Here is a 14820-nt window from a genome sequence, read left to right as displayed (position 1 = left end):
CGCAGGTCCCCCCCAGACCCACAAGGCTATGATCAGGCTCACATTGCGGCGTTTTGTGGACAACTGTCCCGAAGAGTGCGGTTTGATACCGATTCGTTAATGGCCAAGGTTGTGTGTTAGGGTTCTGTTAACCTTGGTTAGCGACCGTCAACCTATGAGCGTCGGAGCGATTCCATCTTCATCTCGCGTTGAGGCGGCCATCCGGCGCGCCTCATCGTCAACAGGGGTCGATTTCGATTTCCTGATGAAGACCGCGCGTCGCGAAAGTGCGTTGAACCCCGACGCCCGCGCCCGTACATCCTCTGCATCTGGCCTGTTCCAATTTATCGAACAAACGTGGTTGGCGACGGTCAAACAGAACGGCCACAAGCACGGCTATGGCCAGTATGCCGATCTGATCTATCAGGGCAGTGATGGCCGCTGGCAGGTGCGCGGCTCGGCCCGCAATGTCGTGCTGGACCTTCGCTTCGATCCGCAGGCGGCCTCGACCATGGCGGCAGAGCTGACGGCATCCAACGCCGCCTATCTGCGCGGACGCACGGGCATTGAGCCGGGGGCAGGGGACCTTTATGCCGCCCACTTTCTGGGACCGGCGGGGGCTGCCAAGTTGATAGAGACCATGCGCACCCGCCCCGGCAGCAGCGCGGCGTCGCTTTTCCCGGAGGCCGCTTCGGCCAACCGGTCGATCTTTTATAAGGGCGGGCGTCCGGCGACCGTGGCCGAGGTCTATGCCAATCTGCAAAGCACCGCAGGCGGCAGCGCGGGGCCTGTCACCAATGGCAAGCCCGAGGCACCGACGCTTGGCGAAAAGGATCAGGCACTGGTGGCGCGACTGGATCGCCTGAAGCAGGATCAGACGCTTCTGACGCTGTTGCTGGGACAGGAAGGCAGCGAGCCGTCCCATTTCAAAGGCGCGTTTTCCGCCTCTGCTGAACAGAGCTGATCGATCGTTCGTCTCATTTTGAAACGAAAACTCAAGAATCAGGTTCGTATCATAATGTAACGGCTTCTTAACGAGCTGCTGCATACGGTTAAGCTATCTTGAACGCTGCTCGCCGAGACGACAATGACCTCGAGCTGCCTGCACCTGAGCGATAACGATCTCGAACGCCTTCTGCGTTCAGACAGCGAGGAAGAGCGCGCCATCGAGGTGCACAAGCTGTGTCGCAGCATGGAGCGCGTCGAGTTGGATCCTCTTGAGCGCGAAGCGGCCAGAAAGATCATCAGAATCCTGTCGCAGGACGCGGCTGAACTGGTGCGGCGCGCACTGGCGGTCACGCTGCGGTCGTCCAATCTGGTGCCGATCGAGGTCGCGCGCCGACTGGCGGCTGATATCGATTCCATTGCCATTCCGGTCATCCGCAACTCGCCTGTCTTTGGCGATGAGGACCTCATAGAGATTGTTCGGGCGGGCTCGGTGGCGCGACAGATGGCAGTAGCCTCTCGCGCCACCGTCTCTCGCGATGTGTCAGAGGTGATCGCCGCCGAGGCGGGCGTCGAGGCCGTGCGCACGCTGGCCGCCAACGACAATGCCGACTTTTCCGAGCGCGCCATGGGCGTGGCCATGGACCGGTTCAGCGAGGACCCCGACATGGTGGCCGCCATGGCCCTGCGTCAGGTCCTGCCGCCCGCCATTGTCGAGCGCCTGTTGGAAGTGGCCAGCGAGGCGGTGCGCGACCATTTGGTTCATCGTCATGCCGTACCCGCAGAGACGGCGGTGCGCCTGTCGGAGTTTGCCCGTGAACGGGCGACGATTGACCTCATCGATGAGGCCATGTCCGCCGATGACCTGCCCCAGTTTGTGGCGCGGCTACATTTGCGCAGGGCGCTGACGGCGTCTCTGCTGCTGCGGGCTGTGGCGCGCGGGCAGATGGCCATGTTCGAGCACGCCCTGTCGCTACTGGCGCAGGTGCCGCATCACCGCGTCTGGCTGATGGTGCATGATGCAGGGCCGTTGGGGCTGCGGGCCATCTATGATCGCGCGGGCCTGCCGCCGCGCCTGTTCTCGGCCTTCCGTGCGGGCGTCGATACGTGGCGCACCCTGCAAGGCGAGGGGGCTGCACCAGACCCCGAAGTTTTCCGCCAGCGTATGCTGGAGCGGTTCATGACCCAGATGCACGTCATCGGTCGCGATGACCTGAACTATCTGATGGATCGTCTGGATATGGTCGCGCCTACGGGCAACTATGACCGCCAACCGCAAGCGGGTAGTCGCATCGTCGCCTGACCGCCTACGGGCCTAGCCCTGAATCTGGGCGACCTTGGATTCCAGTTCGGTGCACAGCTGACCGCCCACGGGGTGGTCGTCGCTCTGGATCTTGTCACGCACCACAGCACGAATGGCCTCGATGTGGGCATCGACCAGCGGCCACGGCGAGGATTGGCGACGCTCGGCCGAGTCCAGCAGGCGGCACAGGCTGCCCGCCAGTCGCGTCACAATCGGATATTCATAGGTGGTGCCCAGACCCTTGAGATCGTGCGCGCGGAAGTACAGGGCCTCGGCTGTGGCTTCGTTAAAGCCCTCGGTGCGGATCAGCGCCTGCGCGGCTTCCAGCTTGGTAATCTCGTCCTTAAGCCATTGATCGAACTGGCTTGAGAGGGCCTTCAGTGCCTCTTCGGCCCGCGCGACAGCAGCGGCGTCGATGCCGGAGAAGCCGTTGCCGACCTTGGCGCGAAGAACATTCGGTCGACGAATGATTTCAGGCGTTTCGGTCATGACGCGGTCCCCACTGCAACCCTGTAAAGCTCAGGGTAAACCAATACCTACGCCAGTGTTGCTTAAAAAAACGTAGATTAGCTGGCAAATTGTTCGGCCATGACCCGCTCTTCATAGGTGCGGCCGGCATCGAACAACAGGGTCAGGCTGATATCGCGGCGCTCGCACACGTCCACGCGGTTCACGCGGCGCACTTCAAAGTTGTCGGCGGTGGCGCTGACGGGGCGCTTTTCAGCCTCCAACACGTCAAAGCGGACCTTGGCCGTATGCGACAGCAGGGCCCCGCGCCAGCGGCGGGGACGGAAGGCGCTGATCGGCGTCAGGGCCAGACTGGGCGCATCCAGCGGAATGATCGGGCCATGCGCCGACAGATTATAGGCGGTGGATCCTGCTGGCGTGGAAACCAGACAACCGTCACACGTCAGCTCTGGCAGACGCACCTTGTCATTGATGGTCACGCGCAGCTTGGCCGTCTGGCGGGTTTGACGCAGCAGAGACACCTCATTGATGGCCAGGCCGCTGTGAACCTGTCCGGTATCCACCCACGCATCCATCTGGAGAGGGTGCAGCACAGTGGCATCGGCCTCGGTGATGCGCTCGATGAGGTGGTATTCCTCATGATCGTTCATCAAAAATCCGACCGAGCCACGGTTCATGCCAAAGACCGGTTTGCGGACCTGCATATTGGCGTGAAGCGTTTCCAGCATGAAGCCGTCACCGCCCAGAGCCACAATCACGTCTGCCTCGGTCAGTCTATGCTGGCCATAACGGTCAATAAGGCGCTCGCGGGCGTCCAGCGCCTCGGGGCGGTCGCTGGCGACAAAGTGGAGTCTGGGATGGCTATCGGGCTGAGTCACGACCGCTAGGCAAGCCGAGCTTGCCGCCCCTGTCAAACGACTTCGTCATATGATGCGGGTTGATCAGTTGGGTCTGGCTACGGCGGCGAGGCTGTCGATATAGGCCCGCAGTTCCAGCTTGGCCTGATAGCGGGCCCGATCGCCCAGCCGCAGCTCAGACATCAACAGATCCGGCGGCACGTTCGGGTCAATGTTGCGCAGGGCCTGCAGCAGGGTCGGGAAGACCTCGCGCTCTACCCCTGCGGCAAGGCAGACCAGATAGAAAGGGCGGGCCGAGGGCTTGGCCAGCAGGTGCTCGATCTCGTTCACCTGAATGCCCGCCATTAGCGACAAGCACCGGATGAACAGCCCGCGTTGCTTCTCGCGCAGCAGACGCATCAGATACAGGGGCGTCAGGTGGCCTGCGGCCTCCATACGCTTGGCGATATGGCTTTCGTGCAGTTCATCAACCGTATCGCCGACAGCCTGTTTCAGACGATCGGCATGGGTGGGATAGCGGGCGCACAACTGGTCGCGGATAACGTCGCCAACCCACTGATAAAGACGCATAGCCAAGGAAGCATCCAGACGGGGATGGCGCGCCAGTGGCACCCGCAGGCTTGATATTTTCTCCGACGCCGCGACCAACCGGCTCATGCCGTCGGCCGGCAGCTGGGCGTGAATGTTTGTGGCCAAGGCTGTCAGAAGCAGGGGCTCTTGTCCTTGCAGAATAACTTCGGCCACGGCCTGACCCAGTCCGGGGCGAAGGGCCACTTGCAGACGGTGGTCGGTCGAGGCCTTGGCCAGCAGTTCGATCAGGTCCTCGTCCTGTAGCAGCGGGCTTGCGGAAATGACCGGTCGGGCGATTTCGATGTCATCTCGGGCCAAGGCGCGGACCAGCTCGCGTGGCAGCCAGTCGGCGGAGCCCAGACGGCGCGACAGGCCCTGACGGACCTCGAATGCCGCCACCATGACCAGACGGGTAAAGAAGTCGGCAAAGGCGGGCAGGGTCTCGTCGTTTGACGATTTGCCGGCGTACAGGTCAGCCACCCCCATAACCAGCCGCGTCTGTTCGGCGACAGGGCGCAGGCGGGCGTCGGCAATGACCGCCTTCAATTCGGCGAGGGCCGCCGGGTCGATCATAGGGTTTACCGCTTCAGTCATTCTGACAGACAAGCATTCGGCTCCGGAAATCCAGTGATGTCCAAGCTAGGCCGTGCGCTGTGAAAGCGCCGTTAACGCCCGAAGCGTCAGGGTTGACGAGAGATTGACGACGGAACACTGTTCACCAAACAAATGTGCCGTTCGTTCGGCGCAAACAATGGGAGCGAAAACCATGGCCGACGGATCGGCAGTCTCCATCAAGGGGCAGGTCTCGGAGCAGGAATGGCAAACCCGTGTCGATCTGGCTGCGCTTTACCGGCTGGTGGCCATGCATGGCTGGGACGATATGATCTTCACCCATATCTCGGCCCGCGTGCCCGGGCCGGAGACCCACTTCCTGATCAATCCATATGGCCAATATTTCGAAGAGATCACGGCTTCCAGTCTGGTGAAGATCGATCTCGATGGAAATATCGTCCAGCAAACCGACAGCTTCATCAATCCGGCCGGTTTTACCATCCATTCGGCGGTGCATAGCGCGCGCGAGGATGCGCATTTCGTCATCCACCTGCATACGGTGGCGGGTGTGGGCGTGGCGGGCCAGAAGCACGGCCTCTTGCCGCTTAGCCAGAACGCCTGCCTGCTTCAGAATGATGTGGCCTACCACGGCTATGAAGGTTTGGCGCTGAACCATGACGAGCGTGAGCGGCTGATCGCCGACATGGGCGACAAGAATATGATGCTGCTGCGCAACCACGGCACACTGACCGTGGGCGAGACGGCGGCGGCGGCGTGGGTCAGGATGTTCTTCCTTGAACGCGCCTGTGCCCAGCAGATCGCCGCCCTGTCCGCAGGCGTGGAGAATGTGCTGCACGCGCCCGATGCGGCGCAGGCCGAGACCAGACAGCAGGGGCAGGGCGTGGGCATGATCGCCGCTCTGGCCTGGCCCGGCGCGCTGCGCCAACTGGATCGACGATTGCCGGGATATGATGCCTGATGCGGAGCTGGGGGGCGCTGCAGGGCTTGATCATCATCGCGGGGGGATTGGCGGCACTGCCGACCGTCGCCTGCGCGGGGGCCTGGAATCTGCCCAAGGGCGATGGGCTGGTCATCTTCAAATATGAGCCGGTGACGGCGGACCGTGGCTTCAACGCGTCCGGCGTCAGCGAGCGGCTGGAGCGGCGGCACGAGGAAGACATTCTGTCGGTCTGGGCCGAATACGGTCTGAACGACCGCGTGACCCTGATGCTGAAAGCCGACTGGCAGGACAGTCAGGATCAGTACCACGATTTTCAGGGGCGCGGTGTTCTGGAGGCCGGAGCGCGTATTCAGGTTTTGAAACGCGGGCGATCCGCCGTGGCGCTACAGGCTACCTATGGCCATGACGGGGAAGGCCGCAATGCGTCGTGGGCCGAGCCGGGACAGGGAGACCACGAAGGCGAGCTGCGCCTTTTGGCGGGGCATGGCTTTGATCGACGCTTCCACACCTATGTCGAAACCCAGATCGCGCGGCGTTGGCGCGATGGCTTGGCCAGCGAGACGCGGTTGGAAATGGCTGTCGGTATGGACATCAACCCGCGTTGGACCCTGCTGGGACAGGCCTATGTGGGCAAGGTGGACGATGCGGGGGGCAGCGTTGGTCCTGAATGGACCAAGTTGGAAGCTGGCGTCATCCGCCATATGGGGCCGTGGAGCGCGCAGGCCGGGTGGCGCACAACTACCCAAGGCCGCCGGATTGTCGAGGGCGACGGACTCGTTGTGGCTTTGTGGAGACGTTTTTAAGCGACGGAATACCCGACAGACCCGCGTTAAATGACTTTCATTTGCGTCGGTGGGCCTATCCGCTAATCGGATACGGTCTAGTCGGGGAGAGTCGGTAGCGTGTTCAAACGCCATTTCTTCATAATCGTCGCTGTTGCGGTCGTGGCTCTGATGGTGCTTGCCGTCTTGCTGAAGATCGTGCTGTCGGGTGATGGGCCGGAAGGTCCAGGCGGGCCGGGCGGCCCCGGTGGTCGCGGGGGCGGCCAGCTGGTGGAAGCCACAACGGTGGCTTCGCGTCCGTTCAGCGACCAGCTGCGCGTGCTGGGGGTGGCTCGCAGCGCACGTTCGGTGAACATTACCTCTTCGACGTCCGAACTGGTGACGCGTATCTTCTTCAGCGACGGTCAAACCGTGCGCGCAGGCCAGCCGCTGGTCGAGCTGCAAGCAGGCGAGGAAGACGCTGCCATCATTCAGGCGCAGGCCCAGCTGACGCAGGCCCAGCGCGAATATGATCGCTATAAGCTGCTGGCTGATCGTGGCGTTGCGCCGCGCGTCATGGCCGAAAATGCCGAAACCTCGCTGCAAAATGCCCGCGCTGCGCTTCGTGCTGCGGAATCGCGCCGGGGTGACCGCGTGCTGCGCGCGCCGTTCTCGGGCGTTCTGGGTCTGACGACCGTCACGCCGGGTACGTTGATCAGCCCCGGGACCGTGATTACCACTCTGGATGATCTGTCGACGGTCCGCGTGGACTTCTCGGTGCCGGAGCGGTTCCTGGCGACCCTGCGTGCAGGCACGCCGCTGGTGGCCACCGCCGATGCTTTCCCCGGCGAACGTTTCGAGGGCCGTATCGCTCTGATGGATGTACGAGTGAACGAGCAGACGCGTGCCATTACCGCCCGCGCCGAGTTCCCGAACCCGGGTGGCCGTATTCGTCCGGGCATGATGATGCGCGTGGCCGTCCAGCAGGGCCAACGTCAGGCCATGACCGTGCCGGAAGCGGCGGTTCAATATGAAGGTGCCGGCGCGTTCGTATATCGCATCGCGGGAACCGAAGAGGGGACGATTGCCCAGCGCGTCGAAGTCGAGACCGGTACGGTCGAAGGCGGTTTTGTCGAGATCGTCTCGGGCCTGTCGGCCAATGACCGCATCGTGGCATCGGGTCTGAACCGCATCCAGCCGGGCGCTCCGATCCGTGTCGAGGGCGAGGGGGCCCCGCAAGGTCGCGGCGCACCCGCCAAAGGCACGCCCGCCCAAGGTGCTGCTACCAAGGCTAACCGCTAATGATGCTGTCTGACGTATCGGTCCGCCGCCCCGTATTTGCGGCGGTCGCGGCCATTGTATTGTGCGTCATCGGTCTGGCAGCGTTTTTCATGCTGCCGGTCCGTGAACTGCCGGACGTGGACCCGCCCGTCGTTTCGGTCAGCACCAGCTATGCCGGTGCCTCGGCCGAGGTGATCGAGAGCCGGATCACCGAGCCGATCGAGCAACAGATCGCGGGCATTCAGGGCGTTCAGCGCATCACCTCGTCCAGCCGCGATGGCCGCTCCAATGTGAACATCGAGTTCTCGCTGGACCGCAACATCGATGACGCTGCCAACGACGTGCGCGACCGCGTGTCCCGTGTCATGGGCCGTCTGCCGGATCAGGCCGATCCGCCGACCGTGTCCAAGGCGGACTCGGACTCCTCGCCGATCATGATCATGTTCCTGCGCTCCACGACGATGAACCGTCTGGAGCTGACGGACTATGCCGACCGCTATCTGGTGGACCGTTTCGCCACTGTGCCGGGCGTGGCGCAGGTCAACATCTTCGGTGACCAGACCTATGCCATGCGTATCTGGCTGGATCCGCAGGCGCTGGCGGCGCGCGGCCTGACCGTTCAGGACGTGGAAAGCTCGCTGCAAGCCCAGAATATCGAACTGCCTGCCGGTTCGCTGGAAGCGGCGCAGAAAGACTATACGGTCCGTGTGGCGCGCAACTATGCGACGCCGGAAGACTTTGCCAACCTGCCCATCGGTACGCGCGGCTCGGCCTCGACGGTCGGTACCAACCTGACCGGTCAGGCCACCTATGTGACGCGTCTGGGCGACATTGCCCGCATCGAAGAGGCTGCGGTCGAACACCGTCGCCTGTTCCGCGGCAACAGCATCGACCAGATCGGTCTGGCCATCACCCGTCAGGCCCAGTCGAACGACCTTGAAATCAGCGCGGGCGCCCGCAAGCTGATGGAAGAGGTCAAGGACTCCCTGCCGCCGGGCACGACGCTGGAAGTGGGTAACGACAACTCGGTCTTTACCTCGCACGCCATCGACGAAGTGTGGATCACCATCGGCATCTCCATGGCGCTGGTGGCCATCGTCAACTTCATCTTTCTGGGCAGTTTGCGCGCGGCCATTGTGCCGTCGGTCGTGGCCCCGATCTGTCTGCTAGCGACCTTTATCGTTCTGGCCCCGCTGGGCTTCTCGCTGAACCTTCTGACCTTGCTGGCTCTCGTGCTGGCGATCGGTCTGGTGGTGGATGACGCCATTGTGGTGGTCGAGAACATCCAGCGCCGTCTGGATCAGGGCGAGCCGCCGCTGGTGGCTGCCGAGCGGGGGGCCCGTCAGGTGTTCTTCGCCGTTGTGGCGACCACCATTGTCCTATTGTCGGTGTTCGCGCCGCTGATGTTCCTGCCGGGTTATGTGGGCCGCCTGTTCGTGGAACTGGCTGCCGCGATTGCCGCCGCTGTCTTCTTCTCGGCCTTCCTGGCACTCAGCCTGTCGCCGATGATGGCATCCAAGATCCTGCGTCCGACCACCTCGACCGGCTGGTTGGGGCGCAAGGTCGACTATGCGATGGACAAGCTGAAGAACTCCTACGTCAACTCTCTGACCATGCTGATGGGCCGTCGCATTGCGGTGGGCGGCGTGATCGGCGCGGTGGTGCTGGTCGGGGCAGGGGCTGTGGGCATGGCGCTGTCGTTGCCGAGCGAACTGGTGCCAGATGAAGACCGTGGCCGCGTCATGGTTCGCGTGGCCGGTCCCGAAGGTGCAGGCTTCGACTACATCCGCGAAATCATGCTGGGCATGGAGCCGATCTTTGAAGAATACCGCAAGGACGGGGAGGTTGATAACTATCTGCTGACGTCGCCTGGCTTTGGCGGTGGTTCGTTCAACTCGGGCAACATCATCCTTAATCTGGCGGATTGGGGAGACCGTGACCGCTCTGCGGCCGAGATCGCCCAGGAACTGAACGGTCGCCTGCGCACGCAGACGGGCGCTCAGGTCAATGCCTCGACGCCCGGTGCCTTCCAGCGCGGCGGTGGCGGTGGTGGCGGTAACTCGGTCGAGATGATCGTGACCGGCCCTGACTACGCCCAGATCTACAACTGGCTTCAGCCGGTTCTAGCGGCAGCCCATGCCAATCCGGGCTTCAGCCGTCCGCGCCTGAATTATGAGCCGAACGCTCCGCGTCTGCTGGTGGACGTGGACCCGCAAAAGGCGGCCGCTCTGGGCGTTTCGTCCCAGCAGGTCGGCCGTACGCTGGAAACCATGTTCGGCTCGCGTCGTGCCACCACCTATATCAAGGGTGGGCAGGAATATGATGTGATCCTGCAAACCAGCCGCGATAACCGTCGCAATGTGGCGGACCTCGAAGGTCTCTATGTTTCGACAGGTTCCGGCCAACTGGTTCCGCTGTCGGCGGTTGTCACGACCAAGACTTCGGGCGACACGCCTGACCGTCGTCGTCTGGACCGCCAGCGCGCCATCACCCTCTCGGCAGACCTGACGCCGGGGATGACGGTGGGCGATGGCGTTGAGTTCCTGCTGAATGAAGCTGCCAAACAGCCCGACGGCGTGGTCAATGTGCGCTGGGGTGGTACCGCCCGCGATCAGGCCGAGGCCGGTGGCGCGGTGATGTGGGCCTTCATTCTGGCTCTGGCGCTGGTGTTCCTGGTGCTGGCGGCGCAGTTCGAAAGCTGGATCACGCCGGCAGTTATCATGCTGACCGTGCCGCTGGCCGCAGCAGGTGGTCTGTTCGGTCTGGTGATGGCGGGCTCCAGCCTGAACATCTACAGCCAGATCGGTCTGATCATTCTGGTGGGTGTGGCGGCCAAGAACGGCATTCTGATCGTCGAGTTCGCCAACCAGCTGCGCGACCAAGGCCGCTCTATTCGCGAGGCTATTATCGAGTCGTCGGCCCTGCGCCTGCGCCCGATCATCATGACCTCGCTGGCCTCGGCCTTTGGCGCTCTGCCGCTGATGCTGTGGCAGGGGGCCGGTGCAGGCAGCCGCCAGACCATCGGTGTGGTGATCTTCTGCGGGGCGTTGTTTGCCACCCTGCTGACCTTGTTCATCGTGCCGGTGATCTATGGCGTTCTGGCCCGCTTCACGCGGTCGCCGGAATACACGGCCCGCCTGATCGAAAAGTGGGAAGCCGAAGAAAAGGCGTCGGGCAAAGAGCCCGATATGAGTGCCCACTAACAAGAAAGGCCGCTCCGGATGGAGCGGCCTTTTTTAGTTAGTTGGTCTTAAGTGGCCTCATGCCTTCGACATGAGGCGGAGGGTTTAGCCCCCTATCGCTCACCGCGCGGCGGTTCGCTGCTTGAGGGGGTTAAACCCGAGGTTCACTCGGCTGGTTTGGCTTCGTAGCCGGTTTCGACCTTCAGGAAGGCGATGACGTCGCGGCGGTCCTGTTCGGCGGCGATGCCGACAAAGCTCATCTTATTGCCGGGCAGATAGTCGCGCGGGCGTAGCAGCCATTCATCCAGCCTTTGCGCATCCCATTTAAAGTCGGCCTCCAGCAGGGCCTTGGAATAGCGATACTTTTCCTTGGTACCGACTTCGCTACCGAACACATTGTACAGGTTCGGTCCGGTCATGTTCGGGCCGTTGGGCGTGATGGTGTGGCACGAGCGGCAGCGTGCGAAGACGCGGCGCCCGTTTTCCAGATCGGCCTCGTTATAGGGCGCGGGCAGGGTAGCCAGCAGGGCGATCTTCTGCTCGTCCGACAGTTGCGGCGGCGGGGGCGTTTTGTTGGCTGCCTCGCCGTCTGATGCGCCCGAACCGCAGGCCGCCAGCATCAAGGCTGTGCCTGTGACTGCCATGGCCGCAACGCGTGAATAGGTTTGAAACATGCAGGTCTCCGTCTGCGGCGTGTCATAGGCTAAAGATGTCGCCATCCCAACCGGACCAAATGACCACAGTCTGCATCAAAGCCAAGCTTATCCACGAATGATGAAACCGGTGATTACTGGACGGGCTGCTATCGCATCTGATAATCAGTGTCAGAAATAGCACGGGGCCTTTTCGGGCCAGATCAGAGAACAATGTCAAAAACAATCAGGCTGAGTGAGGCGCGGCGGGGGGACCGTGGCGTCATCGTGCAGGTCGGCGCGCATTGCCACCACCAAGAGCACGAAGTCGAACTGGAGCGTCGCCTTCTGGAGCTGGGTTTGGTCGAGGGGGCCAAGGTCGAGTTGTTGCACGAGGGGCTGTTCGGACGTGATCCGATCGCCGTGAAGGTGGATGACATGCGCGTGGCCCTGCGCCGCCATGAGGCCGCCAGCCTGACCATCGAACTCGGGGCTGCCTGATTACATGACCCAAGATAACAAGGCTGTGCGGTTTGCCCTCGTCGGCAATCCGAACAGCGGCAAGACCGCGCTGTTCAACGCCCTGACCGGTTCGCACCAGAAGGTTGCCAACTATGCGGGCGTGACCGTCGAGCGCAAGGAAGGCCGTGTGCAGGGCACCGACGGCCGGACGATGACGGTCACCGACCTGCCGGGCACCTATTCGCTGCGCGCCCGCTCTCTGGACGAGGAAGTCACCCGCGACATCGTGCTGGGCGTCCGCAAGGACACGCCCGCACAGGACGTGATGGTGTGTGTGGCCGATGCCACCAACCTGCGTCTGGTGCTGCGTCTGGCGCTGGAGCTGAAACAGGTCGGTCGCCCGATGGTGATGGCCTTGAACATGTTCGACATCGCCCAGCGCCAAGGTCTGGAAATCGACGTGGAAGGTCTGTCGCGCGAACTGGGCGCGCCGGTCGTCACAACGGTGGCCACCCGCAAGCGCGGCTTACCGGAACTGATCGCGGCCATCGAGGCGCAAGCGCTCAAGGCCGCCGATGCCACCCAAAGTGAATGGCACGCCCCGTCCGCCGCCGAAATCCGCGCCGCCCACCGCGAGGCCGAGCGGATTATGAAGGCCTATGTGAAGCCGCCCAAGCGTCCGGATACCATCACCGGAAAACTAGACAGCGTGCTGCTGCATCCGGTGGCCGGTCTGGCCATCCTGCTGGGCATTCTGTTCGTGATGTTCCAGGCTGTGTTTACCTGGGCGACGCCTGCGATGGACGGGATCGAGGCGGGCTTTGGCCTGCTGGGCGAATGGCTGGGAGCGGTGGTCTCCAACGACCTGCTGCGCAGTCTGTTGGTCGATGGCCTGATTGGCGGTGTGGGTAGCGTTCTGGTCTTCCTGCCGCAAATCCTGCTGATCTTCCTGTTCATCATCGTGCTGGAAGACTTTGGCTATATGGCTCGCGCGGCCTTCCTGATGGACAAGATCATGGGCGGGGCAGGGCTACATGGCCGTGCCTTCATCCCTCTGTTGTCCAGCTTTGCCTGCGCCATTCCGGGCATCATGGCCACGCGTGTGATCAATGCCAAACGCGACCGTTTGACCACCATTTTGATCGCCCCGCTGATGACCTGCTCGGCGCGGATTCCGGTCTATACGCTGATCATTGCCGCCTTCATTCCGAACGAGACGGTGTGGGGCTGGGCCAGCCTACAGGGGCTGGTGATGTTCGGCCTTTACGCGTCGGGCATTGTCAGCGCGCTTCTGGTGTCGCTGGTGATCCGCCGCGTCTTCTGGCGCGGCATGGTCGAGCCCTTCATGATGGAACTGCCCGCATTCAAAATGCCCGACATCAAATCGGTGCTGATGAACCTGTGGCTGCGCGCCAAGATCTTCCTGAGCCGCGCCGGTAAAATCATCCTGCCGCTGATGATCATCGTCTGGGCCCTGTCCACCTTCCCCTATCCGCCGGAAGGCGCGACCGGACCGGCCATCGACTATTCGTTCGCCGGCATGCTGGGCAAGGCGCTGCACCCGATCTTCGCCCCCATCGGCTTTACGTGGCAGATGGTCGTGGCCCTGATCCCGGGCATGGCCGCGCGTGAAGTGGCCGTGGCCGTTCTGGGTACCGTCTATTCGGTGGCGGGTGCCGAAGAAAACGTCGGCGCTCTGGCCTCGGTGCTGGCGGCCGACTGGTCGCTGGCGACGGGCCTGTCGTTCCTCGCGTGGTACATTTTCGCGCCGCAGTGCCTGCCGACCATCGGCGTCGTCCAGCGCGAGACCGGCTCGAAGAAGTGGACGGCGATCTTCGTGATCTACCTGTTCGCTCTGGCCTATCTGGCGGCCCTCGTCACCTACCACATCGCCGTCGCCCTCGGCGCAGGCTGATAGGCGGGCCCGACCCAACGAAAAGCCCCCGTGGACACCTCCGCGGGGGCTTTTTGTATTTTGCCATTTTCAAAAGGAAACGCCCCCAAGCGGCAAGCCGCCGCGCGGCGAGCGTTAGGCGTTTCCGTCCCGTAGGACGGACGATCGCAGCTTACCAGAACCCCCGTCAGCGCCCTGTCGTTAGTTTCAAAACAATATGCGTAGTGGTGTCGATGATCGCTTCTGCCGTATCGGCGCGGCGCATCAGTTTGAAGCCGGCGGCCACGGATTCCACCAGATTAGCCGTCTCATAGGAGGTCAGGCGCGGGTTCAGGCCGACCGGATGCAGACCATTGGCGCGGGCTTGGGCGATGCGGCGTTCCAGTGCGAGGTGAAGCCGGCGTAGACGCTTGATGCGGGTTTCCGCAAAGCCCGGCTCTCCCTTATCGGCCAGCATGTGTTCGACACGCAGCACGGGGCCGTGGTCATCCCACAGGGCCAGCACTTCGCGCACATAGGTGCGCACGCATTCAAAGGCCCGCTCGCCCGACCAGTCAGCGTGGATGTGTTTGGCCAGCCCCTGAAAATCCTCGGCGGCCTCCTCGCACAGCACCAGCACGGCTTCTTCGACCGTCTTGAAATAGGTGTAGAAGGTGGGGGCGCTGACCTCGGCGGCCTGTGCCACATCGGCGGGGCGGATTTCGCCCAGATGGTGATAGTTCAGCAGGCCGCGCAGGGCGTCCAGAATGGCGCGGCGTGTACGCGCCCCGCGATTGCCGATGGTGTGTCCCAGCTTGTTCTTGTTGTCAGGCATGTCTGTCTGAAAGAGGACGCGTCCAGTCGCGTGGCCAAGGTTGGGCGTAGACTGTTAAAGGTCCTTCGACAACCCTGTGCTCGAGGGTGCGACAATCGCGTCTTTGGCCGCCGGCCCTTGACCCTGTGACGCCTCGACCCCACACACAAGCCACAGCTT

At 62.8% G+C, this 14820-nt stretch carries 13 protein-coding genes; 8 read left to right on the top strand and 5 right to left on the bottom strand.

Annotated elements, in window-relative coordinates:
- Positions 1-154: 154 nt before the first annotated feature.
- Together B3B04_RS12540 and B3B04_RS12535 are read left to right on the top strand one after the other, a co-directional pair.
- Positions 155-943, top strand: a complete 789-nt coding sequence (locus B3B04_RS12540; protein WP_292043375.1) for a transglycosylase SLT domain-containing protein — start codon at positions 155-157, stop codon at positions 941-943.
- Positions 944-1066: 123 nt separating this feature from the next.
- Entirely contained in the window at positions 1067-2227 is a 1161-nt protein-coding gene (locus B3B04_RS12535; protein WP_292043373.1) for a DUF2336 domain-containing protein, read from the top strand.
- A gap of 12 nt (positions 2228-2239) precedes the next feature.
- Here the strand turns inward: B3B04_RS12535 and B3B04_RS12530 are convergent, their stop codons facing one another.
- From B3B04_RS12530 to B3B04_RS12520, 3 genes are all read right to left on the bottom strand, one after another.
- Positions 2240-2716 (bottom strand): Hpt domain-containing protein, encoded by a 477-nt coding sequence (locus B3B04_RS12530; protein WP_292043371.1) that lies wholly within the window; start codon positions 2714-2716, stop codon positions 2240-2242.
- Between the two features lie 77 nt (positions 2717-2793).
- On the bottom strand, positions 2794-3573 hold the full coding sequence (locus B3B04_RS12525) for an NAD kinase (protein ID WP_292043369.1): 780 nt from the start codon (positions 3571-3573) through the stop codon (positions 2794-2796).
- A 63-nt stretch (positions 3574-3636) separates the two neighbouring features.
- Entirely contained in the window at positions 3637-4695 is a 1059-nt protein-coding gene (locus B3B04_RS12520) for a DUF2336 domain-containing protein (RefSeq protein WP_292043366.1), read from the bottom strand.
- 193 nt (positions 4696-4888) lie between these two features.
- Between B3B04_RS12520 and B3B04_RS12515 the strand changes: the two genes are divergently transcribed.
- The 4 genes from B3B04_RS12515 to B3B04_RS12500 all read left to right on the top strand — a co-directional run bounded on the left by B3B04_RS12515 (position 4889) and on the right by B3B04_RS12500 (position 10880).
- On the top strand, positions 4889-5653 hold the full coding sequence (locus tag B3B04_RS12515) for a class II aldolase/adducin family protein (RefSeq protein WP_292043365.1): 765 nt from the start codon (positions 4889-4891) through the stop codon (positions 5651-5653).
- Entirely contained in the window at positions 5653-6438 is a 786-nt protein-coding gene (locus tag B3B04_RS12510) for a hypothetical protein (RefSeq protein ID WP_292043364.1), read from the top strand. The genes B3B04_RS12515 and B3B04_RS12510 overlap by 1 nt, the downstream gene beginning before the upstream one ends.
- A 99-nt stretch (positions 6439-6537) precedes the next feature.
- On the top strand, positions 6538-7698 hold the full coding sequence (locus B3B04_RS12505) for an efflux RND transporter periplasmic adaptor subunit (RefSeq protein ID WP_292043362.1): 1161 nt from the start codon (positions 6538-6540) through the stop codon (positions 7696-7698).
- A gap of 2 nt (positions 7699-7700) precedes the next feature.
- Complete coding sequence (locus B3B04_RS12500) at positions 7701-10880, top strand: efflux RND transporter permease subunit (RefSeq protein WP_292043452.1); 3180 nt, start codon at positions 7701-7703, stop codon at positions 10878-10880.
- Positions 10881-11023: 143 nt separating this feature from the next.
- Here B3B04_RS12500 and B3B04_RS12495 read toward each other — a convergent pair whose 3' ends face one another.
- Positions 11024-11533 (bottom strand): c-type cytochrome, encoded by a 510-nt coding sequence (locus B3B04_RS12495; RefSeq protein ID WP_292043361.1) that lies wholly within the window; start codon positions 11531-11533, stop codon positions 11024-11026.
- Between the two features lie 192 nt (positions 11534-11725).
- Here B3B04_RS12495 and B3B04_RS12490 point away from each other — a divergent pair, with 192 nt between their 5' ends.
- Positions 11726-11992: a FeoA family protein gene (locus B3B04_RS12490; RefSeq protein WP_292043360.1), complete on the top strand. Its 267-nt coding sequence runs from the start codon at positions 11726-11728 to the stop codon at positions 11990-11992.
- Positions 11993-11996: 4 nt separating this feature from the next.
- Complete coding sequence (gene feoB / locus B3B04_RS12485; RefSeq protein WP_292043359.1) at positions 11997-13868, top strand: ferrous iron transporter B; 1872 nt, start codon at positions 11997-11999, stop codon at positions 13866-13868.
- A gap of 166 nt (positions 13869-14034) precedes the next feature.
- Here feoB and B3B04_RS12480 read toward each other — a convergent pair whose 3' ends face one another.
- The gene (locus tag B3B04_RS12480; protein ID WP_292043358.1) at positions 14035-14661 is read right to left on the bottom strand and encodes a TetR/AcrR family transcriptional regulator; all 627 of its coding nucleotides are present in this window, start codon (positions 14659-14661) and stop codon (positions 14035-14037) included.
- Positions 14662-14820: the final 159 nt, after the last annotated feature.

Origin of the sequence: Brevundimonas sp. UBA5713 (assembly GCF_002419815.1) — a bacterium.
GTDB lineage: Bacteria > Pseudomonadota > Alphaproteobacteria > Caulobacterales > Caulobacteraceae > Brevundimonas.
Note: the sequence above shows the minus strand (reverse complement) of the source record. Positions and strands in the feature narration are given on the sequence as shown.